Origin of the sequence: Mucilaginibacter sp. OAE612, assembly GCF_041806395.1 — a bacterium.
In the GTDB taxonomy this organism is placed as follows: domain Bacteria; phylum Bacteroidota; class Bacteroidia; order Sphingobacteriales; family Sphingobacteriaceae; genus Mucilaginibacter; species Mucilaginibacter rubeus.
In genome coordinates, this window is record NZ_JBGMUW010000001.1 from 1,503,192 (window position 1) to 1,528,428 (window position 25,237).

Consider the following 25,237-nt stretch of genomic DNA (forward strand, 5'->3'; position numbering starts at 1 on the left):
CTCTGCTTATTTAGGTGCAATGATTAAAAGTCGAATTTAACCCTTGTGCGCAGGCCCCATTGGGCAACGTTTGGCTGGTCAAGGTAGTTAAAGCGCCTCACAAAATCTATGCGTATAAATTTAAATATATTTTCAATACCAACACTACCCTCAACATAAGGCGTTTTGCCCAATGTATAAGTAATCGGCACGCCATCAGTGCCAACGGGTAATTGATATAATGACGGATGTATCGAAGGATTGTTTTGATCAGACAGGCCGCCGTATAGTACTTTTAACGATGCGGTTTCGCGCCATTTCAATTTCTTTAGCAAAGGTATTTTATTAAAGAAGAAACCGCTGAAGTGCTGATCTATCCTGAAGCTGGCATATTTATCACTCACAAACTCCAAAAAATTCATTAAGTTGTATGAGTCGAGGTCATACGCGTAAGTTTGGTTAGCCCTGTGTATGGTTAATAAAGGGTAGGGCACCGAACCAAAGATTTTACCTGCCGAAACATTAATATCCGCATAACCTAACTGCGAAAAATAGAAACGTTTATCGGCACGGAAGTCAAGCTTTTGATAATTGTATTCGCCGGCAAATAAGCCTTTAATACCTTGAGCATAATCAAGTTCAAAGGCCGGGTATTTGTTAGGGATAGGGATGCGATAGATCTTGCCCTGGTAAAACTGCTCATGAGGTGCCCAGCGGATACTTCCGGTAAGCTCGGTGGTGGTTAAATGATGGATAGAATTTGGCAGATCATTAACAATATTATCAAAATATAATGATCCCGCCGGCTCTTGGGTCCATTTTTTGAAGCCCGCGGCAAACGAAAGATGGCTTTCCAGTTCGTGTAAATAATCAAACCTGTAAAAATCGTTATAAAGGAACTTATCGTTCACACCACGCTTAAACGATAACAGGAAATTATCCTCCTGCACAAACTGCAGGCTTGCGCCAGGGATTTTGGTGTCACGCTGAAAACTTGCCCTAATATAGTTTTGAGGGAAACGATAGATAGATTTATTATTAATGGAGTAGGTTGCACTTAAAAAGTACTTCCAGCGCTCGTCTTTAAAACCATAAGCTGCATAAGTTTCAAAATAATAACGTTTGCTTAATTCGGGTGTTGTACGGCCGCCTACACGTAAACGGAAACCTTCAACCGGGTTAAAGCTGTAAAATGTGTTGGCAGGACCTAACTCAAATTTACCAAAGCCTTTATAGCCTGCAAGCAGGAGCGTTGCTATATCAACCGTACGTTTAAACGAAGGCATATTACGCAAGCTGTCGATGTTTTTATAAACCTTTGATTCGGCAAGCGTTAAAGTATCCGGCCTGTTTTCCTGCCAGAAGGATTCGGGGCGATGTTTCACTTCATCGCTTAATTCAGCATATGGCGATCCCTGGTAAGTTGTATCCGGCCGGGGTTTGTTAACCACGTAATTGCTGTAGGTTATGGCCCGGATACCAAATAAACCACTCTTTGCATCTTTTTTGGAAGCGCCAAAATCTGCAATGGTAGTACTTTTGCTCAGATGATATCGGCCATCGGGGTTTTGCTGAAACTCCAGGTTAACAGTCATCGACCTGATAAAGTTGATGTTGATATGTTTATTAATGGTCAGGTCGCACTTTTGTACAGCGTAGTTACCATCAAGCGTGATGTATATGCTACCCTCAAAAAGTACGTCGGTTGTATTGCGGGGGGTAAAGTCAAGCTTAACCAGTTTGTGGTTATGTGCGTCAACAATGGTATCGGCAATAAAGTATTTGTAATAGTTCGGCGAGTTGTCAGATATTGGGCTAAGAAACTGGCTGGTTATCAAAAATACGTTGTTGGTATAAATATCAACCTTGTTGTATAAGTGCTTGAAATATTGGGTAAGCCCTTCATTATCGATACCCGCACCGTAGTTAACACTTTTTTGGCCGGTTATATCTTCCCTTGTTTTTTCGGGGTTTTTGCGGTAATAAACCTGCTGCAGCTTTTCATCAAGATAAATAGGCAACAATGATTTGCCTGGTACCAATGAGCTATCGCGGTTATCTAAAATGAACTTATACTTGCGAAAGAATTTCCTGTCCGAAAACTGGGCGGATACATTGCTTAGTGCAAACATCATTTTATCATACTCCTTGTATTCAACATAGTTGTATGCTTCGGGGCGGTTCTTTTCTTTATTTTCGATAACCTTACGGATCAGCTCAACAGCGGGGTTGTCTTTATTACGGTACTTAGGTTTTTTGCCCGATTTTACCACAACCTCGTTAAGTTGCTGAGAAGCGGGGAACATCTTTACATTGATAACCTGCTCTTTACCGGGAACAACAGCTAAAAAAGCATCTTTATAGCCTAAAAATGAAATTTTGATTTGTTTATATTGCTGATTGTTTGTAGCCAGGCGATATTTGCCATTAACATCTGTAGTGGTACCGGTAGTGCTGCCCGTAAAAGAAATACTAACAGAAGGCAAGGTTTGTTTATTACCTGCATCGGTAACAGTACCCGTTATTACCGTTTGCTGCGCATATAATGCCGAAGCAGAGAAGAACAGTATTAAGAAAAATAAGCTTTTATAAAATTTTTTACAATCCATGTACTTTGTGCATTGTGCAAATACAAACTTCTTTTTTCGGCTTAACACTTTTATTATCGGATAAAGAGGTATGTATCAGTTATTCAAATATTTTTGGCAGATTAATTATGCCCGCCTCCGTATGTTTTTCATTGTTCTGCCGCTTAATCTCTCTACACTTACCTTGTTTTGTACACTCCCGGCAGATGGTTATTACGGAGTTTACAATTAACAGGCCAAAGGTAAAAAAAATCACTACAGACTAATGTGGTCAAAAAGTCAAATATTGTTTACAGCTATTTACGCTATCATATTACTGTAATTATAACTAAACTCAAACAACGGCTTGGCCGGTTAGTTAGTATTCCTATTGTTTGCTGTTAGTTATATAACCAATTGCGTAACGCTCTGATAATTAGATGTTATTTGCCATTTTTTGATTGTTTGGAAGAAGTCGTTTAGGTTAATAAATAACATTATTTAACAAATTAACATTAGCGCCAATAAGACTATTGCCTTAAAATAATGTTACTTGCGTATGATCATTTTTACCTGATAAAAACAAAACAGCCGTAAAGCAGGGTTTAGTTGCTTACGGCTGTTTTGACGGTATTTGGTAATTTAACGATTATTCGGTCGCGAACATATCGTCATAATAATCCAAACCAAGGTGGGTGATCAGGTCCTCGCCCATCAGGTAACGAAGGGTATTCTCCAATTTGATCAGTTGTTTAAAGATGTCATTTTCTGCATGTAAACCCGGTGCAGTTTGAGGCGATTTCAGGTAGAATGACAGCCATTCCTGGATACCGCTCATGCCGGCACGTTTAGCCAGATCGCAGAAGATAGCCAAATCAAGCGCGATAGGGGCAGCAAGGATTGAGTCGCGGCAAAGGAAGTTGATCTTGATCTGCATTTTGTAGCCTAACCAGCCAAAAATATCGATGTTATCCCAGCTCTCTTTGTTATCACCATGCGGAGGGTAGTAGTTGATACGGATTTTGTGGTAGATGTTACCATAAAGTTCCTGGTTATCTTCCGGTTTGAAAATATCTTCCAATACACCCAGTTTTGATACTTCTTTAGTTTTGAAGTTATCCGGATCGTCAAGAACCCAGCCATCGCGGTTACCCAAAATGTTGGTCGAGAACCAGCCATGCACACCTAATGAACGCGCTGCCAAACCTGGGGCCAATACTGTTTTCATTAAAGTTTGACCTGTTTTGAAATCTTTACCAGCAATCGGGGTTTTGGTTAATTTGGCCAGTTCGATTAAAGCAGGGATATCAACTGTTAAGTTAGGGGCGCCGTTAGCAAAAGGAACACCTAATTTTAAAGCCGCGTAAGCATAGATCATGCTTGGAGCGATCAGCTTGTCGTCATTTTTCAATCCTTCTTCAAAAGCGGCTAATGACTGGTGTACAGCAGATGCTTCATAATAGATCTCGGTTGAACCACACCATACCAACACAACCCTGTCAAGACCATTAGCCTCTTTAAAGTTTTTGATATCTTCCATTACCTGCTCGGCAAGTTCAAGCCTGGTTCCGGTTTTAACGTGGGTGCCATCAAGGTTTTTAGCGTAGTTTTTATCAAACGCGGCTTTCATTGGCTTTATAGCTTCCAATTCGGCTTTAACCGAATGTAAAAGTCCTGCTTCCAATACCTGTGCGTTTGAGGCTGCTTCAAATACGTTATCTTCATAAACATCCCAACCGCCAAATACGATGTCGTTTAAATCGGCTAAAGGAACAAATTCTTTAATTTTCGGGTTACGGTTTTCGGTTCTTTTTCCTAAACGTATGTGGCCCATTTGAGTAAGGGAGCCAATTGGCTGCGAGATGCCTTTTTTAACGGCCTCTACGCCGGCAATTAAGGTAGTTGCTACAGCGCCTAACCCGGGGATCAGGATGCCAAGCTTACCTTTAGCAGGTGTAATGTTGATTTTCATTTATGTTACTATTATTTATTTCAAATTAATTGGTTAAAGCCATTTGTTGGCTTTATACCATTTTAGCGTTTCGGCCATGCCGCTTTGCAGATTGTATAAAGGATAAAAACCCAGGTCGGATTTAGCTGCTTCAATATCGCAATTCCAGTTAATGGCGGTCAGTTCATTAAGCTTTTCGATATTCAGCACTGCAGCTTTGTTGCTCAAAGAACTTATTTTTTCAGATACTGCTGCAATCATTTTAACAAAATTTACAGGCAGATGAAACTTTAGCGTTTTTAGCATTAATACATCTTTGGTGATGGTGCCTAACTCATAACGGTTATAAAAATTACCATCGCTCAGGTTATATGTCTTGTTATTGCCACCGTATAAAGCCTTGATACTTGCTTTGGCCAGGTCTTTAACATATATAAAGCTGAGTTTTTGCTGCGCCTTGCCTATATAGGGCTCAATGCCCTTCACTATCTGTTTAAAAAATATAAATATGCCGGTGTCCCTTGGTCCGTAAACCGCGGTAGGTCTTAGTATGGTATAATTCAGGCCGCTCACCGTTTTTAATTTCTGTTCGGCAAGCAATTTGCTCCTGCCGTATGCTGTAACAGGATGCGGAGGGGTTGCCTCGGTTATGGTGCCGGTTAGCGTATTAAGCGGCCCAACCGAAGCCAGGCTGCCAATAAGTACAAACTTTTTTAAATCGGGGCAAGCTTCATAAGCCGCCGAAGCAAGGTTATGGGTATATGTAGCATTGATCCGGTTATATTCGGCTTCGGAGCGGGCACTGGTTACACCTGCCGCGTGGATGATATAATCGGGCTTTATCTCGGCCAGTTGCTTCTTTAATGTTTCCTTATTGTTAAATTCGGGATAGATATATTGGATATCTAAATCGTTTAAGTGACTTATTACACTGCTTTTTCTGATGGCTATAAAAACCTCCAGATTGTTTTGTAAGGCCTCTTCAATCAAATGGTATCCAACAAATCCGCTTCCACCGGTTATTAAAACCCGCTCCCTCATATCGCTTTTTGATATAACCTGTATTTTTTATAAGGATCGCCTTTTATGGCTTCAATGGCACGGTTCATCATGTCGTTGTTTTCCAGTGTCCAGCCGGCTTCGGCATGTTTATAACCCTTGGCCTTATATTCCTTTATGATAGTGCCATATAAACAGGCCTCGATACCCATTTTGCGGTAATCTTCAATAACACCGAGGGCATAAATACGGATACCGGTAATGCTTTTTTTGCCGAACAGTAATTTGAAAATACCGGTTGGCAACAACCGACCGCGTTTTATTTTTTTGAAGATGTCATTATAGTCGGGCAGGGCCAGGCCAAATGCAACTATCTTACCGCGCTGCTCGGCCACGATGGCAAAATCGGGATCAAGGATCAGTTTAAGATCTTTGGCCAGGTAATCGTACTCTTCGTTGGTCAGGGGCACAAAACCGGTGTTTTTGTCCCATGCTGAGTTATACACTTCGCGCAGTTTGGCGGCTTCCTCCTTGAAATTTTTAAGGTTGATCTTACGAATAACTATATCGTTTCGCTTTAACCGCTCTTCAAGCGCGTTTAATAAACGTACTGATTTATCATCATAAGCTTGTCCGTCCCAGTGCCAGGCAATCAGATCGACATCTTTAGCAAAACCAAAATTTTCGACCAGATTAGCGTAATAAGCAAAGTTATAGGTGTTCATCAGGAACGGTGAACTATCAAATCCCTTTATTAATAAACCGCAAGGCTCATTGGTTGAAAAGTTGGTAGGGCCTAATAATTTGCCGGTAACGCCTTTTTCTTTAAGCCATTTGGTAACGGTTTCAAAAAGCAGGTTAGATACCGCCGTATCGTTAATACAATCAAAAAAGCCAAAAAAGCCATCGTTAACGTGGCTGTATTCGTTATGGCCGTTATTAAGGATCGCGGCTATCCGGCCAACAATTTTATCGCCATCATAAGCTAAAAAGGGTTGTACGGTATTGTGTTTATGGAAGGGATGTTTGGTTAAGAGGTCCCTTTGGGCAATAAACAACTCCGGAACATAGTAAGGATCGTCCTTGTACAGGTCATGCGGGAAATCAATAAACGAAGCCAGTTCTTTTTTTGATTTAACCGTTACTATTGTAATCATGTGTGGTAAATGATTGAATAAAGCAAATTGGTATGCTTTAAAATAAAAAGTGCATTTAGCTTACCTTAATTAAAAAGCAGCTAAATGCACCTCAGGTTTCTTCATTATATTTTTTCTTTAACAGAAGCGGTTACACCAACTTCTTTAAAGGCTTTTGACAGTTTTTCAACGGCTTCGTCAATTTGCTCAAAGGTATGGGTAGCCATCAATGAGAAACGAAGCAGTGACGAATCGGAAGGAACGGCAGGGGATACAACCGGGTTAACAAATACACCTGAAGCTTGCAGGTGTTTGGTAACCGCGAAAGTTTTTTCGTTATCACGAACGTAGATCGGCAAAATAGGGCTTTCGGTAGGGCCAAGGTCAAAGCCTTCTTCCAGCAAAAGTTTCATGGCATAATTGGTGTTATCCCATAATTTCTCGATACGCTCCGGTTCTGATTCAATGATATCTAAAGCGGCAATTACGCTGGCTACAGAGCCCGGAGGCATACTTGCGCTAAACATCAATGAACGTGCGCGGTGTTTGATATAATCAATAGTGTCCTGATCGCTGGCGATGAAGCCACCTAACGAGGCTAATGATTTACTGAAGGTACCCATGATCAGGTCAACTTCATTGGTAAGGTTAAAGTGTGAGGCGGTACCTGCACCCTTATCACCAATTACACCAAGGCTGTGGGCATCATCAACCATGATATTGGCACCGTAAGTATCGGCAAGCTCAACAATCTTAGGCAATTTAACAATGTCGCCTTCCATGCTAAAAATACCGTCAACAGCGATAATCTTCACGGCATCTTCAGGAAGTATGCTTAATTTGCGCTCCAAATCGGCCATATCGTTATGGGCGTACTTGATCACTTTTGAAAACGACAGGCGGCTGCCGTCAATGATACAGGCATGGTCATACTCATCAAGTATGATATAGTCATTCCGGCCGGTAACGCACGAAAGTACACCAAGGTTAACCTGGTAACCTGTGCTGAATAAAACAGTAGCTTCTTTGCCTACATAGTTAGCAAGCCTGTTTTCAAGCTCAATGTGGATATCAAGTGTGCCGTTCAAAAAACGTGAACCGGCACAGCCTGTGCCATATTTGTCAATTGCTTTTTTTGAAGCTTCTTTGATTTTTGGATGATTGGTAAGGCCTAAGTATGAGTTAGAACCAAACATTAATACCCGCTTGTTGTCAATAATTACCTCAGTGTCTTGTGCAGACTCAATAGGCCTGAAATAAGGATATAACCCCCGTTCACGCAGCATATTTGCTACTTGAAACTGAGCGATTTTCCCATGTAGTTTTTTAACCATGTATATTAACTCTGCTTAAATTTTGTGTAAAAATACCATGAATAAGCATATAACTTATACGGTGTGTGTAAATTTTTTTAAAATAATGCCTATTAACGTATCAATACTACTTAAGAAGCACACAAATTCTTACACGGCAAATTAATTAATTTTTTTGTTTATATCGAGCCTATTATTTTCATTTTTTTGTCAAAAGCCCAAAAAGCTGATACTATCCCGTGTTTTTGTAATTTTTTACGTAAAATTCTTGTTCGTGATTTTAAATTAGTAATATTAATTACATATTCGCATTCCCCGTAACAATCGTGCACTAATTATAAAATTTTTTCTTATAATTTTTGCCTGATATACATTGTTATTTATAGCTACCCTATGAAAAAACACAAGTACTTTTTGGCGCTTCTCGTACTTAATTTAACATTGAATTTACATAGCAATAGTTATGCCCAAACTGCCGCTGATAGTATAAGCGGACCGGTTTCCCTAAAACAGGCTATTGACTTTGCCTTGCGTAACCAACCAACAGTAAGGCAGGCTTCCATTGATGAACAGATCAATGAGCGTGATATTAGAATTGGCCTGTCGGCCTGGCTGCCGCAGGTGAACGGCTCGGGCCTTTATAATTATTACTATAAGGGCAGCCCGCAGGCTGGTGCCTCCGGTGCTAACATTCCCAGCAACGCGGGCAGTATCCGTAACCTTTCAACCCTGGGCGTTACGGCATCGCAGGTACTATATAACAACGATGTATTTCTTGCTTCAAGGGCGAAAAGATATTCGCGCGAGTATTATAAGCAGAACACCTTGAGCAGCCAGATTGATGTAGTAAGCGATGTAAGCAAAGCTTTCTTTGATGTTTTACTATCCGGCAAACAACTTGACATTACTAATGAGGATATCATCAGGTTGCAAAGAAGCCTGAAGGATGCCAAAAGCAGGTATACTGCCGGTGTATCCGATCCTACGGATTATAAGCAGGCAACCATCGCTTTAAATAATTCATTGGCTACCCGTAAACAAACCGAAGAAGCCATCAAAAGCAAAACGGCTTTATTAAAGCAGATCATGGGTGTAGGCGCGGCTACACCGTTAAGCCTTTCGTATGATTCGAGCCGGTATGAGCAGGAGGCCAGTATTGATACTTTGCAATCGCTTAATGTAAATAACCGGATCGAATACCGTTTGCTTGAAACAACAAAGGCACTCAATAATCTCAACGTAAATTACTACCGCTTTGGGTTTTTGCCTTCATTATCAGCGGTAGGGAGTTACCAGCATGCATACTTCAGTCATGATTTAGGTGATTTGTATAATAAATCTTTCCCTACAGGTTATGTTGGCTTAACACTGGCTGTACCTATTTTCCAGGGGACGAAGCGCCTGCAAAACCTCGCTAAAGCCAGGTTGCAGGTTGAACGTACCGACCTGGACCTGATCAATACAAAAAATAGTATTTATACGGAATATACCCAGGCACTGGCGGCATATAAAAGCAATTATACCAGCTACCAGCTCATTCGCGAAAATGTTACACTTGCAAAAGATGTATATAAGGTGGTAAGCCTGCAATACCGCGAGGGAGTAAAAACTTACCTCGACGTAATTGTATCGCAGGCAGATCTGCGTACTGCCGAACTGAGCTATTATAATGCCCTGTTCAATTTGCTCAGCAGTAAAATTGACCTGCAGAGGGCCCTTGGAATCCTGCCTGTTCAGCAACCATAAGATATCGTTATAAAAAAATAAAAACTACAGCAACACACGAACAACCTATTCTACATGAAACATACATATATATATTGGTTAGCCCCTGCAGCACTTTTAACATGGGCATCATGCGGTAAACCTAAAAAGGGCGGGCCGGCGGCCATGCCCCCAACACCAGTATACCTTGCCGACGCGAAAACAGCCGAAGCAGTATACTATGATAAATACCAGGGTATTGTGGTTTCGGTGAACACTGTCGAACTGCGCAGCCAGGTACCGGGTTTTGTAACGGGTATATTTTTTAAAGAGGGTGATGTTGTGCAAAAAGGCAAAGTATTGTATGAAATAGATAAACGCAAATACCAGGCTGCTTTTGACCAGGCCAAAGCTAATGTGCTAAGCGCCGAGGCCAATTTGGTTAAAGCGCAAAAAGACATTGACAGGTATAACATGCTGCTTAAGAGCGATGCGATTGCCCGTCAGACAGTGGATCAGGCACAGGCTACTTACGAAACTAATAAAAGCCAGGTTGCTGTAGCCAAAGCCGCGCTTGAGTCGGCCCGTACCGATTTATCATATGCCACCATTACCGCGCCTTTTACGGGGCGAATAGGGATCTCGCAGGTGAGGCTTGGAACACAGGTAGCAGCAGGAACCACATTGATGAACACCATATCGGCCGAGCACCCCATAGGTGTTGATGTGGTGATCAATGAGCAGGATATCAACCGCTTTTACGGTCTGCAAAAATCAAGTACCGACAGTACCTTTAAATTGGTGCTGCCCGACGGAAGCAAATACAACAAAACAGGTAAAGTACTGGCGATTGACAGGGGCGTTAGCAACCAAACCGGCAGCATTAGGGTAAGGATCCAGTTTCCGAACGAGGATGATGTGCTTAAGGATGGCATGAGTTGTGTTTTACAGGTGCTGAACAGCCAGTCGGGCCAGCGGGTACAAATCCCTTACAAAGCAGTAACTGAGCAAATGGGTGAGTTTTTTGTTTTCGCAACAAGAGATACCGTTGTTAAAGACACAGCTGCCGATAAAACTGTTAAGGACAGGCGCGATACAATTGCAAAACAGGTGAAGGTGAAATTAGGGCCGCGTATTAACAGCGACGTAGTGATAATGGATGGCATAAAACAAGGCGATAAAGTGATTACCGACGGTTTTCAGCGTTTGCGCGATGGTGGCAGGGTCACTACCGGAACAGCCGCGCCGGCCGGAGCAGCGCCTAAAAAATAAATTTATATCAACAGGAAAAATTTTAAGCCGAAAAAGGGGCACATCTACCCTGGAAAACTTAATATAGAGAAAGAATGATCGCAGATACTTTTATAAAACGACCGGTTACCGCCATTGTAATATCCCTGGTGATATTAATAGTGGGCATCCTGTCAATATCCAGCCTGCCTATAGGCCAGTACCCTGATATTACACCTCCAACCGTGTCAGTTAGCGGTAACTATGTCGGTGCCGACGCATTAACGGTTGAACAAACGGTTGCTACCCCGGTTGAGGTGCAGGTGAACGGCGTACCAGGCATGACCTACCTGCAAAGTAACAGCAGTAGTAACGGGCAAATGAGTATGACCGTTAACTTTGACGTTGGTACAGATATTAATATCGCAGCGCTGGACGTGCAAAACCGTGTAGGTATTGCTTTACCAACCTTGCCGCAGGAGGTACAGCGTTTGGGTATGGTGGTACGTAAACGTAACCCAAGTATCCTGATGCTGGTAGCCATGTTTAGTCCTAAAGGCACCCATGATGTCACTTTCACTGATAACTACACCAACGTATTTATAAAGGATGCTATTTTGCGTACCAAAGGAGTGGGCGATGTTGTTACACGTGCTGATGATTTTAGTATGCGGATCTGGCTTAACCCGGATAAACTTGCTGCGTTAGGTATGAGTGCTGCGGATGTAACCAGTGCCCTTCAGGAGCAAAACGCGCAGGTTGCCGCCGGTACGGTAGGCGCTACACCGCAATTAAAGGGGCAAACATTTGAGTATTCGGTTATTGTAAAAGGCCGTTTAGAGAAGCCAGAAGAATTTGGTAATGTGGTTGTTAAAACCCAGCCTAACAATGGGGGCATAGTACATTTAAAAGATGTTGCCAGGATTGAGCTGGGTAAATTCAACTACTCAGGTAACTCATTTGTTGATGGTAAAAGGGCATCTTATCTGCTGGTGTACCAGGCCCCGAACAGTAACTCGCTTGAAACTGCCGATAATGTATACGCTACTATGAATGAGCTTAAAAAGAGCTTTCCTAAAGATATAGATTACGTAGTTCCTTTTGAGGCCATAACCGTGGTAAAGGTTTCGGTAAGCGAGGTTATCGAAACGCTGGTTATAGCACTGGTGCTGGTTATATTGGTGGTGTTCCTGTTTCTGCAAAGCTGGCGCACAACGCTGATACCGGTACTGGCTATCCCGGTGTCTATTATCGGTACGTTTATCTTTTTTATCCCGCTCAACTTTACCATTAATACGTTAACGCTGTTTGGTTTCGTACTGGCCATTGGTATTGTGGTTGATGACGCTATTGTGGTGGTTGAGGCTGTACAGCATTATATGGATGAGGAGGGTATGACACCTAAAGAAGCCACCCAGCACGCTATGGCCGATATCTCGGCCCCCGTAATAGCAATTGCGCTGATCCTGGCTGCAGTGTTTGTGCCGGTAGGCTTTGTGCCGGGTATAGTAGGGCGATTGTATCAACAGTTTGCCATCACCATTGCCATATCTGTATTGATATCGGCTTTTGTTGCGCTATCATTAACACCTGCATTGTGTACGTTGATATTAAGGCCGCATAAGATAGATGAAAGCTCCCGTGGCTTAAATAAGTTTTTCTTTAAATTCAATACCTGGTTTACCCGCGTAACCGGTAAATATCGAAACACAGTTGATAAAAGCATTAAAAACTCAAGATACATTATCATTCTGCTGGTATGTATCATTACAGGCGCGATACTTTTATTTAGAAGCAAGCCGTCGGGTTTTATTCCGCTGGAAGATGATGGTCGTGTGTATATTACTTTTGATTTGCCCGAGGCATCAGCAACCGGCCGTACTGTTGATGTGTTGCACAACATGATGAGAACGCTTGATAGCGTACCGGAAATAGCTCATTACGCGGCGCTGGGTGGTTTGAATGCCATCAGCTTTGCAAGTAAATCAAATAGTGCAACCATATTCGTGCAGTTGAAACCCTGGGATGAACGTAAAGAAAAGTCGCAGCAGATAACAGCGCTTGTTGCACGGTTAAACCAAAAGCTCGGTAAGTATAAGGAAGCCAATGTTGTGGTGATCCAGCCACCGGCAATTCCGGGGTTGGGTAGTACAGGAGGTTTCTCGTTTATATTAGAGGAGAAACAGGCAGGCGGCGATATCAAGGTATTTGAGAAAACGCTCCGAACGTTCCTTGGCGCAATCAACCAGCGTAAGGAGATAGCAAGGGCATTCTCGTTCTTTACCGCCAGTACGCCTGCTTACCAGTTAACGATAGACAGAGAGAAATCTAAAAAGCTTGGTGTAGCGATATCTGACGTGAACAATGCGTTGCAAACCTATTTGGGTAGTACCTATATCAACGACTTTACCATTTACGGTCGTAACTTCAGGGTAGTGGCCCAGGCCGATACCAGTTATCGTACCAATGTGCAAAACATAGGACAGTATTTTGTGCGAAATTCTTCAGGAGCCATGGTGCCATTGAGCACACTTACATCATATAAGGTAATTGAAAACTCACCATTGATATCGCACTATAACCTGTTCCGTTCGGCCGAGATTAACGGTAGTACCAAGCCGGGGTATAGTAGTGGTGATGCTATTACCGCTTTGAAAGAGACAGCCGCGCAGGTATTGCCGCAAGGTTACGGTTACGAGTTTTCGGGCCTGAGCCGTGAGGAGTTATTATCCGGGTCAAAAACGGTATATATATTTGCACTGTCAATAGGATTCGTGTTCCTGTTCCTGGCTGCTTTGTATGAAAGCTGGTCGGTACCTTTCTCTGTGTTATTGTCAGTGCCCCTGGGTGCATTTGGTGCCATATTGTTCCTTACTTTCTGGCCTGATCTTACCAATAATGTTTACGCCCAGATCGGTTTGATAACGTTGATAGGTTTGGCCGCCAAAAACGCCATCCTGATCGTAGAGTTTGCCAAGGAACGTGTAGACGCAGGCATGGAACTGGAAAAAGCTACGCTCGAGGCCGTCCGGCTGCGTTTAAGGCCAATCATCATGACGTCGATGGCATTTATATTGGGTGTAGGTCCGTTGATGGTTGCATCGGGTGCCGGTGCTGAAGCCCGTAAAACCATAGGCTGGACTGTGTTTGGGGGAATGCTTACCGCTACTTCATTAGCTATATTTATAGTACCGGTTTTATTTTACCTGATCACCAAAATGGCTTACGGTAAAGAAAAACTTGCCGAGCTTGAAAAAAATTATGATCCTAAAAAGCACGGGCCGGAGGCATAATAATTGTTAAAGTTTTGTAAAAAGAGAGGCGCAAGTCTCTCTTTTTTACTTTCCGGCAGGTTTGGTATACTGCTATACCTCGCTATTTAACCATTTATAGGCTCGAAATTTGGTGTTAGTAGACACTTTTGATGCTTATGCAGGGCAGTTTTTAATAAAACCATTCATCATAAAATATATTAAACGGTAATTATTTTGTATTGACCTTATCGCTTTAAATATTATTGATTTTCAATTATTAAGTCGTGTGTGATTGGATTAAATGCGGTTGTTTTATTAGTTTAAATAATATCCTGGATAGTAAATGATGCCAATAATGGCAAAGTATTTGTTAAGGAGGAGTTAATACAATGAAAAATTAAAAAATGAACATTGTAGAATTTGACTAAAAAACACAACTATGAAAACAATGACTAAAATGATAGCTTCGGCGTTTACTGCGGTGGCTATCTTCATCGGAACAAATGTTAAAGCTCAAACCACACCAGCAAACGCGTTGCGCTTTGGGGTGGGCCTGGAAGCAGGTATCCCAACAGGTAACGCCCACGACATTTCAAAATTTGAGTTAGGCGGTACCGCTCGTTTGCAATATGGTGTAAGTAATGATTTAGCCCTTACACTTACCTCGGGTTATTACAATTTTTTTGGTAAAACCTATACTTCATCATTTTCCAACTCTACGTCAACAACTACAGTTACAGTTAAGGGCAGGTCTTTAGGCATAATTCCTGTAAAAGCCGGTATTAAAGCTTTTGTTGGCGATGGCTTTTATTTCGCAGGAGAGGTGGGTGCCGGTTTTGAAGTTCACCCACCAATTGCAGGGGGTGAAAAGAATACTAAACTTATACTTTCTCCCGGCTTAGGTTATGCCACCAAATCATGGGATATTGGTGTGCGTTATGAAAACTTCTCGGGACAAAGCAATAACTATGGCCTGGTTGGCTTACGTTTAGCTTATGGATTTGGATTGTAATTTCTAATATACTTAACCAAAAAAATCCGCTTGCCAACAGCAAGCGGATTTTTTATTTCTGAACCGGGATTTGCGGGGATTTACCGGATTTAAAGGATTGATTTCACCGTGCAGACAATTAATATCCTGATAATCCTCAAATCCTAAAAATCCAGGTTCAGTTTATTATGCCAATTTACCTAATGCTTCTTTTAACCTTCTCATAGCCTCAATCAGTTTATCTTCAGCAGCAGCGTATGATAAACGGATAGACGACGGATCACCGAAAGAATCGCCGCCCACGGTGGCTACGTGGCCTTCTTCAAGAAGGTAAAGGCTCAAGTCGTCAGAGTCATTGATCACGCGGCCATTGTAGCTTTTACCAAAGAACGAAGTAACGTTAGGGAAAAAGTAGAACGCTCCATCTGGCAGGTTTACTTTAATGCCTTCTATTTCGCTCAGCAATTTATAAACAATATCACGGCGTTTTTTGAATGCGGCGCGCATTTCAAGCACGCTTTCCAAACCACCTTCGTAAGCGGCTATGCCGGCACGCTGAGTGATTGAACAGGTACCGGAAGTTACCTGGCCCTGCATTTTATCAAAAGCAGCAGCAAGTTCTTTAGTGCTGGCTGTGTAACCAATACGCCAGCCGGTCATGGCAAAAGCTTTCGACCAGCCGTTGATGATAACCACACGATCTTTGATATAGTCAAACTGCGCGATAGACTCGTGTTTGTCAACAAAGTTGATGTGTTCGTAGATCTCATCGCTCAGGATATAAACTTGTGGATATTTTTCAAATACCTTAGCTAAACCTTCAAGTTCATCTTTGCTGTAAACGCTTCCTGTAGGGTTGCAAGGTGATGAAAACATGAACAGTTTGGTTTTAGGCGTAATAGCAGCCTCTAACTGCTCAGGGCTAATTTTGAAGTTAGTATCAACGGTAGTGTTAATGAAAACGCTTTTACCTTCGGCCAATTTAACTACTTCACTGTATGAAACCCAGTAAGGAGTAGGGATAATTACTTCTTCGCCGGGGTTAACCAAACACAATACCGCGTTAGCGATAGCCTGCTTGGCACCTGTTGAAACAACTATGTCGGCAGCATCATAATCAAGATTGTTCTCGTTTTTTAGCTTTGTAACTACGGCTTTACGAAGGTCAGGGTAGCCTGCTACTGGTGTGTAGTAGGTGAAGTTCTTGTCCATGGCCTGCTTGGCGGCTTCCTTGATGTGTTCAGGGGTATGAAAATCAGGTTCACCAAAGCTAAGGCTGATCACGTCGACACCTTTAGCGGCAAGTTCACGGCCCAGTTTGGCCATTTTAATTGTTGCAGATTCGGACAGGTTTTGTATCCGGGTACTTAATGCGCTCATATAAATTATGTTATCGCGGCAAATATAGAAAATAACTTTACTGCTACTTACGCTTGTTATTTTTTAAATTTGCGGCCTAATACCACCCTTGCTTTGAATCAACAAAAAAGGATCATTTTAATTTCGCTGATAACGGGGATTGTGCTGATGCTGGCGAAATTTGGCGCCTACTTTTTAACAGCCTCCAATTTTGTACTTACCGATGCCGCCGAAAGTATTGTAAATGTAATAGCAAGCTCATTTGCCTTTTACAGTATCTATCTTTCCGCCCTGCCACGAGATGAAAACCACCCTTACGGCCACGGCAAGGTGGAGTTTTTTTCTGTTTTTATAGAAGGATCACTTATCGGCATTGCCGGGTGCATAATCATTGTAAAATCGGTTTACAGCTTTTTCTTTCCCAACATTATCCATGACCTGTTTACCGGTGCCATTATTATAGCGGCTACTGGAGCCATTAATGGCGTGCTGGGTTATTATATGATCCGTAAGGGCAAAGAGCTTCGTTCCATCACCCTTGATGCCGACGGTCGTCATTTGCTGGCCGATACCGTTACCAGCGTAGGCCTGGTGGTAGGTTTATTGTTAATTGAATTTACCAGGATTTTATGGCTCGATAGTGCATTATCTATATTGGTTGGCTTATATATAGTGTACAGTAGTTACAAATTGGTGCGTAAATCGGTAGGGGGATTAATGGATGAGGCAGATTTTCAGGTAGTGACCGGGATCGTGAACGTTTTAAGTGAAAAACGCCGTGAGGCCTGGATAGATGTACACAATTTGCGCGCGCAGAAATATGGACATGAGCTGCATATCGACTGTCACATGACGCTGCCAAACTATTTTGATCTGAACACAGTACATACCGAAATATCATTGGTTGATAAGATGATTAATAAAGATATGGGCATCAAAACGGAGCTTTTTATTCATGCTGACCCTTGTGTGCCCAATTGCTGTCACTACTGCAGTATGCCCAATTGCCCTATCCGGTCGGAAGCAAAAACCGAAACAATAGCCTGGACAATGGAAAAGGTTGTACGTAATAAAAAACACTTTGAATAATGGAATACTTTAATGTAAGGGTTTACGGTCTGCTTCTGAACGATGATGATGAATTGCTCATAAGCGATGAACAGGAATATGGCATGCGTTTTTCAAAGTTCCCGGGCGGAGGCCTGGAACTTGGTGAGGGCCTGATTGACGGGCTTAAACGTGAGTTTATGGAAGAGTGTAATATTGAGATTGAAGTTGTAGGCCATTTTTACACCACTGATTTTGCCGTAAAATCGGCATTTAACAACTCCCAGGTGATCAGTGTATATTATTTGGTGCGAAGCATCACCCCGGTTAATTTGAATATAAAGGCTGTTGCATTTGATTTTGACGGGGAAGGAGAGGTGTTGCAGGCTTTTAGATGGGTGCCGCTTACCGCGCTGAGCGTAGCCGATTTTGAATTTCCGACAGATAAACGTGTGGTTGAACTTTTGCAGAACGAACTATGAACCTTACCGAAAGGGATTTAAAAGTAATATGGCACCCCTATACCCAAATGAAAACCGCGCAGCCGCCTGTAGGCATTGTACGCGGCGAAGGGGCACTGTTATTTGACGAAGAAGGAAAACAGTACATTGATGCAGTATCGTCATGGTGGGTAAACATTCACGGGCATGCACATCCTTATATTGCCCAAAAGGTATCAGAGCAGCTTCACAAACTGGAACATGTGATATTTGCAGGCTTTACCCATGAAGGCGCCGTTGAATTGGCGGAACGGCTGTTAGCAATTTTGCCGGGCAACCAAAAAAAGGCATTCTATTCAGATAACGGTTCAACCGCTGTTGAGGTGGCCATAAAAATGTGCCTGCAATACTGGCTTAATAAAGGTGATCAGCGCACCAAAATCATAGCTTTTAATAATGCTTACCACGGCGATACCTTCGGGGCTATGGCCGTAAGCGGCCGCAGTGCATTTACCAAAGCGTTTGATAGCCTGTTGTTTGAAGTAGAATTCATCGACATCCCTACAAAAGAAAACATCTCAAATCTCAAATCTCAGATCTCAAATCTAAAGAACGAAACAGCCTGCTTTATTTTTGAACCATTGGTGCAGGGCTCGGCAGGGATGATCATGTATGAGGCTGAGTATTTGAATGAATTGATGGCCCACTGCCGTGAGGAGGAAGTGATGCTGATTGCCGATGAGGTGTTTACAGGTTTTGGTCGTACGGGTAAACCCTTCGCCACAAATCATGTGGATGTTGAACCGGATATCATGTGTTTCTCAAAGGGGCTTACAGGCGGTACCATGGCCCTGGGCTTAACTACCTGTACGCAGCAAATTTATGATGCTTTTTTATCGGATGATAAGTTGAAAACCCTTTTTCACGGGCATTCGTTTACGGCCAACCCGATAGCATGCGCTTCGGCATTGGCAAGTCTTGATCTGTTTCAACAACCCGAAACGGCAGAGAACATTGCCAGGATCAAAGCCGCTCATACCGCCTTTGCAGATAAGATCCGCAATCACCCTAAAATAAAAACCGCGAGGCAAACAGGCACTATACTGGCCATGGAGTGGGAAACCGGCGATAATACCTCATACTTCAGTTCGCTTAGGGATAAGCTGTACCATTATTTTTTATCCGCGGGGATCATATTGCGTCCCCTGGGGAACGTTATTTATATTTTACCGCCATATTGCATTACTAATGAGCAACTCAACTATGTTTACAGCAAAATTGAGCAGGCTCTTGAAGAACTATAAATTATGCTGAACAAAATACTACCTACCATAATTGCCGATAACGAACTGCATTCACGCTGGTTAAATACTTTATCCTTAATGGAAAATACCGGCGCACGCAAGATTTCGGCCAGTGAAGATCCACTTACTGTGACTTACATCATATTAAAGCACGCTGCCGAAGAGCACCGTCATGCTTTCTACCTAAAAAAACAACTGGAAAAAACGGCTGTAACACTGCCTACGTACGCGGCCGAATACCTGCTGGCTCCGGGCTCAAGTAAGTACTATTTGAACCAGTTGGATGTTGATGTTTGCCGTTATTTAAAAAGCGAGCTTAACCTGAAAGGTGCCGACCTCCGTTTTGCAGCTTACCTGTTGGTTACCTACGCTATTGAGGTACGTGCCGATGAACTTTATCCAATTTACCAGGATGCCCTTGACGAAGCAGGCAGCAAAGTGAACGTAAAATCAATCATTTTAGAAGAGGAAGGTCATTTGGAAGAGATGATCAACCAACTACAGCATTTTTCTCCTCAATGGGAATTACATGCTCAAAAAGCGGTTGAATTTGAAACCAAATTGTTTAATCAGTGGGTTGAGCAGTTGGGGAAGGAAATAGCTTTATAAACTCCCGTCATTGCGAGGTACGAAGCAATCGCGAACTATACGGAGAGACTCTGCTAATCGGGGATTGCTTCGTACCTCGCAATGACGTTTTTGAGAATTAGCATTGGTAGTCAATACCCCATATACTCCGTAAACACCTGCTGCAAATAGGCTTTACCATGAGCAAGCGCAGCTTCAGTAGCCTTTTTATCAGCATTTGGTTTGCTGTTATAGATCATGGTTCGGCCGGCGTTATCATAGGATACAGCCTGCCCGGGCTGCATAAAACCGAACCCGTTATCCCAGTCAAAAAAAGCAAACTCTTTGCTATTGGGATTCAAGAGATCTTTCGACCACTTAAACTGATTATGTGGCATACCTAACTGAGCCAGCAGGGTAGCTGCGAGGTCTGTTTGTCCGCCCAGTTTACTGTTCTTTTTACCACGATATTCGGGCTTGATCACATCGCCGAAAAACAAAAGAGGTATATGGTATTTAGCCGGGTCGTAAGCCTCGGCTGTATTACGCGGCAGGCGGTGACCGTGATCGGCCACAAGGATAAACAGTGTGTTTTTATACCAGGGCTGTTTTCTGGCCTGATCAAAATAAGCGTTCAGGCATGAATCGGTAAAATAGGCTGTGCTTCTGAATTTATTACTTAAATCAGCGTCATCACTAAAATGGTGCTTAACAGGCAGTACAAAAGGCTCATGATTGGATGAGGTTTGTACATAATTAAAAAATGGCTGTTTTTGGCGGGCCAAATATTGTAGGTTTCGCATAAGCAGGTCATCGTCATAAACGCCCCATTGTGTTTTTATATGGCTATTATCAAAGCTGGCCTCGTCGATAATATGATCGATATTATGAGAAGTCATGAACTTATCAAAATTCATGTAATTACTTTTGCCACCATAAAAATAAGCGGTTTCATAACCTGCATCTTTAAACGATGCAGATATAGCCGGAAGTTTTTTATGTTTAAGCGTATCGCTGATGATGGTGCGGATCGCCTGCGAAGGGAAGCCGCTCATAAGGGCGATAATGCCTTTGTCAGTACGATCGCCGGAGGCGTAGATGTTGTTAAAAAGCAGTCCGTTCCTGATGAACTTTTCAAAGTTTGGTGCCACGCCTTTATCACCGCCTAATGATTCGATCACATCGGCTGTATAACTTTCTAACTGGATAATTACCACATTGGGCCTGCTGGTGGTAAGGATTTGTTCGGTAGAATCGTTTTTAACATCGTACAGCTCATTAACAATTTTAGCAGCATCAATTGGATGGTTGTAGAGATAAGGGTTATAAGGTGCGCGCAGGTTTTCAAATACATTGTTAAAAAGGTTCCACTCGGTGTTGAGCGCACTCTGGTTAAGAATCTGCTTTTCGGAGAAATAGGCGGAATTCTGGCTTACTGGCTTAGCTTGTAAACCACCACGCATCAGCACAAAGTTCAAAAATAAAAGTAGTGCAGTAAGCGAAACTTTTAGGCTTGGCCGGGCTTCGGGCTTTTTAAAATCGTAGTTGATTATAAAGTGAGATAACATTATGCCTGTTGTCAGTAAAGCTATGCCAATGAAAATACATTTACCAACCGGCGAAGAACCGCTTGACGCGATTGCTTCTGAAGGAGCATGATAAAATGAGGTAAACACTCTGAAGCTAACCTTAGTGCCCCATTCACGGAAAATATTAAAGTTAAGTACCGTATTCAACGAAATGCAGAACAGGCAAAACCAAACATATACTTTTAGCCAGATGGGTTTTATCCTAACCTTAGGAATGAACCAGTTGATGGTAAATACAAGGATTGGCATGATGCAGATATAAGCTGTTGCCGAAGCATCGAGCCTTAGGCCCCAGAAAAACGTTTGAAGGATTTCACTGATGCTGGCATTATCAAGCTTGTGCAGAAAATAGATCTCAAATGTCGCTCTTGTTATTGCGAAAAAGGCGATCCAAAAGATGAAGAATCTGAAAAAGCTAAAAAGGTTCCTTAACATTGGGGTAACAAAAATAATATTTTGCTACAATGTTAAGGAACCTTTAATGAATTGTTAATGAAATATTTTCGATTACCTGCCGCCACTCATAGCTTTCAGGTCATCCAGGGTGATCTTTTCAAAATCGGCAGGGATGCCGAAAATACCGGCAGGGTTTTTTTGCTCAGTTATGCTTTTAACAGTAACCTCGGTGCTTTGGCCCTGTGAAAATGAAGTGTATTGTACCGGGAAACCACCAACAGATCGGTAGTATTTAGCAATAGCAGTTACAGGTACAGTAACATCATTAGTTACCCAGATATCATAAGTTTTGTTGGCTTTTGCATCTGTAGCTACCACTTTTTTGCAATTAAAACCCGAAATAACTTTAGTTTCGGTACCGGGAGCAAAAGTAAGAGTTGGTAATGAAGCCATAGCCTGGTCAACCTCATCAGGAGTAGCAACCGCAGCTTTTTTGATAGACGCAACAGGTACATCAACCATTACAACTAATGATTTACCATCGGCATCGGTTAATATTTTTATGGTAGCAGGCCCTGTAGTAAATTGCATTGCGGCCGAATCGGCGCGGAAATAACTTTTAGCTTCAACCTGTTGCCCCTGCATAGCCGTTGAAATAGTTACCACACCCTCTTTGTAAGCTTTTTGGGCGTTTGCGCTGATAGCTGTTGCGGTAAGGGCAAGGCCTAAGGCAACATTGAAAATTTTAATGTTCATGTTTTGAGTTTGATTTAATGCCAAATTAATTTTTAATAATTAAAAGACAAATTTTTAGATAAGTAGTTTAATATATTTTTCAATTAGATGCTGTCACGAACGATTTGTTACGTTTTAATATTACATAATTGACATGCAGGGCACGTGCCTGATCTGCAATAAATTGTACGGTTTTAGGGGCATTGGTAGCATCAATAATTATAGTATGATATTCGTGATTTTTATTAATAATAGCAAGCGGAATTTTAGGGCTCCCGGTTATGTATAGGTAGTCGGTTTTTTGTTTTACCGCGGATATGGTGTCCACATAATCTCTGTTCACAACAGCTATCGACCGATTTCGAAATTGAATAAAATTATTCTGTTTTCGTAAAAAGCCAGATCGGATATCCTGATCAGGTTGATACAAAGCGATGTCGTTTATTTTACAACTATCCAGGTATGGCCTGACGGAATAATTGTAGGTTTTGTCAGTATCGGAAAGATCACTTACTATGATAGCATGATTACCGCTTTTAAATACTATCCCAATGTTTTTGCGCAGGTTTAAAAAGGCGATGCTGTTGGTTGTATATGAGCGGTATGTTTTTATGCTGATACTTACAGCTAACAAAAATATCAATGCAATACCTGCTCTCAGCAGCCATATTTTTCTATCGTACAAAAAGTAAAAAACGCATATGATAATAGCGTAAAGCAACAGGTACTCGGTTGTGGTAAGCCATATTTTGTTAATGCTTGCCAACGGCAGGTGCTCAAACCTGGCCAGTACAGCGTTCATGAGCAGGATGGTTTTTTCGAGGAACCAGGCAAGGCCGGCAGATATAAAGGGGACATGTGGTAATAGCAGGTAAAAGATCCCACTATACATAATAACAGCCGTGGGAACGATGATGAACAGGTTGCTAAACAAAAAATAAACCGGGAACCGGTGAAAATAAAAAGCACTCAGCGGGAAGGTAATTACCTGCGCAGCTATGGATACCGAACATAAGGCCCACAGCTTGTCCATCCATTTATTAGAAAAAGTAAACCATTTATAGACCACGGGTTGTAAAACTACAAGGCCGGCAACTGCGAGGTATGACAACTGAAAGCCTACATCTGTTATCAGCAAAGGATTATATAGCAGCAATATAAACGCCGATATGGCCAGGATATTTAAATTATTGATATACCGGCTATAAGTTTTACCAATGATAACCGTGCTGATCATTACTGCTGCCCGGCAAACCGCGGGTGAAAAACCAGTTAACATAGCGTAATACCAAATGATAGGAATAATGATGATCGCTTTAATCACCCTGCCATGCCTGAACCTGTTCAGGAAATTCAGCATAAAGGCCAGCAAAGCCCAAATGATAGCCACATGGGCGCCCGAAACAGAGAGCACATGAATGGTACCGGTTTTGGAATAAGCCTGTAATACATCTTCGCTTAAATCGGCTTTGTAACCTAAAATCAGGGTGGAGGCTACGGCTATAGCATTTGGATAGTGCATTTGGTTTTTTAGCTTTTCAACCATTTGCCGCCTTAACGCCAGCGCGTTTGCTATGAACATATTGCCGGCGTGTGATTGCACCAAACGGTATTGCCCCGGGTATAAAAACTCCTGGTAATAAATGTTTTGATGGGCGAGGTATTTTTTATAATTAAACTCGGCAGGGTTAAAAGGCGGGTCGATAGCAGTGTATTTACCGGGGACCAACAGTTCATCGCCATAAGCCAGGTGCACCGCAGCACTATCTTTTATGGTGATCATTAACGTCCCGGTTGCCGGGAGGGAATTTTTTTGGTTGATGTTCGCTACAACGTTGGCCGTAAAACGGATCAGCCCTTTTTTTATTTGTGGCTCATTACTAATGCGTACAAGCAGCCGTTGCGCGGGCAGCTTTGAAAAATGACCGGGATTATTGAGTTCGTTATTGTTGATGACGGCTATCCAGCCAGCAAGAAACAATAACAAATGAATGATGATTCCGCCAAGCCATCGTTTTTTGTAAACTTTAAAGCGGCTGTAATAAAAGTTGAGCAGCAGAAATAACATCAGCAGACTGGCAAACCCAACAGCCAAGGGCATTAAATAAGCGACAGACCTTAAATTGATCCCAGCGCTTATACCCAATAAAAAAGGAATCAGTAAAATAACAACCGGGATCTCGCCCTTGTGGTTAGCGATCATATATCTTACGGATTGTTATAACAGGTGACAGCATGGTTATAGGTTAACCCGACGGTATTTTAGAAATAAAGATAGTTTTTATGCGGAAGATTACAATTGGTCGCGTACCTCAAGCAGGAATTTTTTGAGATTTTCGAGCGAATCGATAACGCGCTGGTTATCCCTGGTATCGCCCATGTTGTTTTTGAGATGTTCTTTTGCTCCGTTTAAAGTGTAGCCCTTATCACGGATAAGGTGAAAGATGATCTTGAAGTTTTCAATGTCTTCGGGGGTGAAATACCGGTTGCCTTTTTTGTTTTTCTTGGGTTGCAGAACATCAAACTCTTTTTCATAAAAACGTATAAGCGACTGATTAACATCAAACATGGCCGATACCTCGCCCATGGTGTAGTACATCTTGCTTATCTCACGTTCTTTATACGGCATAATACAAATGTATCTATTTGATTTCGGAATTGGGAATTTCGATTTCG

General features: G+C 42.2%; 18 protein-coding genes. 8 read left to right on the top strand and 10 right to left on the bottom strand.

What is annotated here, in order from left to right; genetic code table 11:
• Positions 1 to 23: 23 nt before the first annotated feature.
• The 5 genes from ABID99_RS06300 to ABID99_RS06320 form a co-directional block, all read right to left on the bottom strand.
• A complete protein-coding gene (locus tag ABID99_RS06300; RefSeq protein ID WP_373613220.1) occupies positions 24 to 2,588 on the bottom strand; it encodes a DUF5686 family protein in 2,565 nt (854 codons plus the stop codon).
• Positions 2,589 to 3,195: 607 nt separating this feature from the next.
• Entirely contained in the window at positions 3,196 to 4,518 is a 1,323-nt protein-coding gene (locus ABID99_RS06305) for an inositol-3-phosphate synthase (protein WP_090526349.1), read from the bottom strand.
• A gap of 33 nt (positions 4,519 to 4,551) precedes the next feature.
• Complete coding sequence (locus tag ABID99_RS06310; protein WP_090526351.1) at positions 4,552 to 5,538, bottom strand: NAD(P)-dependent oxidoreductase; 987 nt, start codon at positions 5,536 to 5,538, stop codon at positions 4,552 to 4,554.
• On the bottom strand, positions 5,535 to 6,653 hold the full coding sequence (locus tag ABID99_RS06315) for a GNAT family N-acetyltransferase (protein ID WP_090526353.1): 1,119 nt from the start codon (positions 6,651 to 6,653) through the stop codon (positions 5,535 to 5,537). The genes ABID99_RS06310 and ABID99_RS06315 overlap by 4 nt, the downstream gene beginning before the upstream one ends.
• 104 nt (positions 6,654 to 6,757) lie before the next feature.
• Positions 6,758 to 7,966, bottom strand: coding sequence for a pyridoxal phosphate-dependent aminotransferase family protein (locus ABID99_RS06320; RefSeq protein WP_090526354.1), 1,209 nt, complete (start codon positions 7,964 to 7,966; stop codon positions 6,758 to 6,760).
• Between the two features lie 372 nt (positions 7,967 to 8,338).
• Here ABID99_RS06320 and ABID99_RS06325 point away from each other — a divergent pair, with 372 nt between their 5' ends.
• From ABID99_RS06325 to ABID99_RS06340, 4 genes are all read left to right on the top strand, one after another.
• On the top strand, positions 8,339 to 9,691 hold the full coding sequence (locus tag ABID99_RS06325) for a TolC family protein (RefSeq protein WP_090526356.1): 1,353 nt from the start codon (positions 8,339 to 8,341) through the stop codon (positions 9,689 to 9,691).
• A 54-nt stretch (positions 9,692 to 9,745) separates the two neighbouring features.
• Positions 9,746 to 10,921, top strand: a complete 1,176-nt coding sequence (locus tag ABID99_RS06330) for an efflux RND transporter periplasmic adaptor subunit (RefSeq protein WP_090526359.1) — start codon at positions 9,746 to 9,748, stop codon at positions 10,919 to 10,921.
• A gap of 74 nt (positions 10,922 to 10,995) precedes the next feature.
• On the top strand, positions 10,996 to 14,172 hold the full coding sequence (locus ABID99_RS06335) for an efflux RND transporter permease subunit (protein WP_373613221.1): 3,177 nt from the start codon (positions 10,996 to 10,998) through the stop codon (positions 14,170 to 14,172).
• A 400-nt stretch (positions 14,173 to 14,572) separates the two neighbouring features.
• The gene (locus tag ABID99_RS06340) at positions 14,573 to 15,145 is read left to right on the top strand and encodes a hypothetical protein (RefSeq protein ID WP_090526363.1); all 573 of its coding nucleotides are present in this window, start codon (positions 14,573 to 14,575) and stop codon (positions 15,143 to 15,145) included.
• 165 nt (positions 15,146 to 15,310) lie between these two features.
• Here ABID99_RS06340 and ABID99_RS06345 read toward each other — a convergent pair whose 3' ends face one another.
• Complete coding sequence (locus ABID99_RS06345; protein WP_175489972.1) at positions 15,311 to 16,504, bottom strand: pyridoxal phosphate-dependent aminotransferase; 1,194 nt, start codon at positions 16,502 to 16,504, stop codon at positions 15,311 to 15,313.
• Positions 16,505 to 16,597: 93 nt separating this feature from the next.
• On the opposite strand from ABID99_RS06345, the gene ABID99_RS06350 reads away from it, so the two are divergent.
• From ABID99_RS06350 to ABID99_RS06365, 4 genes are read left to right on the top strand one after another with little or no spacing between them, the layout of a single operon-like run.
• Positions 16,598 to 17,572, top strand: a complete 975-nt coding sequence (locus ABID99_RS06350; protein WP_112655876.1) for a cation diffusion facilitator family transporter — start codon at positions 16,598 to 16,600, stop codon at positions 17,570 to 17,572.
• Entirely contained in the window at positions 17,572 to 18,012 is a 441-nt protein-coding gene (locus tag ABID99_RS06355) for an NUDIX domain-containing protein (protein WP_090526365.1), read from the top strand. Before ABID99_RS06350 ends, ABID99_RS06355 begins: the two co-directional genes overlap by 1 nt.
• Positions 18,009 to 19,274: an adenosylmethionine--8-amino-7-oxononanoate transaminase gene (bioA, locus tag ABID99_RS06360; RefSeq protein ID WP_188832760.1), complete on the top strand. Its 1,266-nt coding sequence runs from the start codon at positions 18,009 to 18,011 to the stop codon at positions 19,272 to 19,274. Before ABID99_RS06355 ends, bioA begins: the two co-directional genes overlap by 4 nt.
• A 3-nt stretch (positions 19,275 to 19,277) precedes the next feature.
• Positions 19,278 to 19,883 (top strand): hypothetical protein, encoded by a 606-nt coding sequence (locus ABID99_RS06365; RefSeq protein WP_217633140.1) that lies wholly within the window; start codon positions 19,278 to 19,280, stop codon positions 19,881 to 19,883.
• Positions 19,884 to 19,993: 110 nt separating this feature from the next.
• Here ABID99_RS06365 and ABID99_RS06370 read toward each other — a convergent pair whose 3' ends face one another.
• The 4 genes from ABID99_RS06370 to ABID99_RS06385 all read right to left on the bottom strand — a co-directional run bounded on the left by ABID99_RS06370 (position 19,994) and on the right by ABID99_RS06385 (position 25,190).
• Positions 19,994 to 21,865 (bottom strand): LTA synthase family protein, encoded by a 1,872-nt coding sequence (locus ABID99_RS06370; RefSeq protein ID WP_373613222.1) that lies wholly within the window; start codon positions 21,863 to 21,865, stop codon positions 19,994 to 19,996.
• 72 nt (positions 21,866 to 21,937) lie between these two features.
• On the bottom strand, positions 21,938 to 22,582 hold the full coding sequence (locus ABID99_RS06375; RefSeq protein WP_090526371.1) for a DUF4412 domain-containing protein: 645 nt from the start codon (positions 22,580 to 22,582) through the stop codon (positions 21,938 to 21,940).
• A 79-nt stretch (positions 22,583 to 22,661) separates the two neighbouring features.
• A complete protein-coding gene (locus ABID99_RS06380; protein ID WP_373613223.1) occupies positions 22,662 to 24,764 on the bottom strand; it encodes a ComEC/Rec2 family competence protein in 2,103 nt (700 codons plus the stop codon).
• A gap of 90 nt (positions 24,765 to 24,854) precedes the next feature.
• Complete coding sequence (locus ABID99_RS06385) at positions 24,855 to 25,190, bottom strand: MerR family transcriptional regulator (protein ID WP_112655836.1); 336 nt, start codon at positions 25,188 to 25,190, stop codon at positions 24,855 to 24,857.
• Positions 25,191 to 25,237 lie beyond the last annotated feature (47 nt).

Coding starts and splice junctions, on each gene's coding strand:
- ABID99_RS06300 (WP_373613220.1), bottom strand. CDS start 2,588: ATGGATTGTAAAAAATTTTATAAAAGCTTATTTTTCTTAATACTGTTC.
- ABID99_RS06305 (WP_090526349.1), bottom strand. CDS start 4,518: ATGAAAATCAACATTACACCTGCTAAAGGTAAGCTTGGCATCCTGATC.
- ABID99_RS06310 (WP_090526351.1), bottom strand. CDS start 5,538: ATGAGGGAGCGGGTTTTAATAACCGGTGGAAGCGGATTTGTTGGATAC.
- ABID99_RS06315 (WP_090526353.1), bottom strand. CDS start 6,653: ATGATTACAATAGTAACGGTTAAATCAAAAAAAGAACTGGCTTCGTTT.
- ABID99_RS06320 (WP_090526354.1), bottom strand. CDS start 7,966: ATGGTTAAAAAACTACATGGGAAAATCGCTCAGTTTCAAGTAGCAAAT.
- ABID99_RS06325 (WP_090526356.1), top strand. CDS start 8,339: ATGAAAAAACACAAGTACTTTTTGGCGCTTCTCGTACTTAATTTAACA.
- ABID99_RS06330 (WP_090526359.1), top strand. CDS start 9,746: ATGAAACATACATATATATATTGGTTAGCCCCTGCAGCACTTTTAACA.
- ABID99_RS06335 (WP_373613221.1), top strand. CDS start 10,996: ATGATCGCAGATACTTTTATAAAACGACCGGTTACCGCCATTGTAATA.
- ABID99_RS06340 (WP_090526363.1), top strand. CDS start 14,573: ATGAAAACAATGACTAAAATGATAGCTTCGGCGTTTACTGCGGTGGCT.
- ABID99_RS06345 (WP_175489972.1), bottom strand. CDS start 16,504: ATGAGCGCATTAAGTACCCGGATACAAAACCTGTCCGAATCTGCAACA.
- ABID99_RS06355 (WP_090526365.1), top strand. CDS start 17,572: ATGGAATACTTTAATGTAAGGGTTTACGGTCTGCTTCTGAACGATGAT.
- bioA (WP_188832760.1), top strand. CDS start 18,009: ATGAACCTTACCGAAAGGGATTTAAAAGTAATATGGCACCCCTATACC.
- ABID99_RS06365 (WP_217633140.1), top strand. CDS start 19,278: ATGCTGAACAAAATACTACCTACCATAATTGCCGATAACGAACTGCAT.
- ABID99_RS06370 (WP_373613222.1), bottom strand. CDS start 21,865: ATGTTAAGGAACCTTTTTAGCTTTTTCAGATTCTTCATCTTTTGGATC.
- ABID99_RS06375 (WP_090526371.1), bottom strand. CDS start 22,582: ATGAACATTAAAATTTTCAATGTTGCCTTAGGCCTTGCCCTTACCGCA.
- ABID99_RS06380 (WP_373613223.1), bottom strand. CDS start 24,764: ATGATCGCTAACCACAAGGGCGAGATCCCGGTTGTTATTTTACTGATT.
- ABID99_RS06385 (WP_112655836.1), bottom strand. CDS start 25,190: ATGCCGTATAAAGAACGTGAGATAAGCAAGATGTACTACACCATGGGC.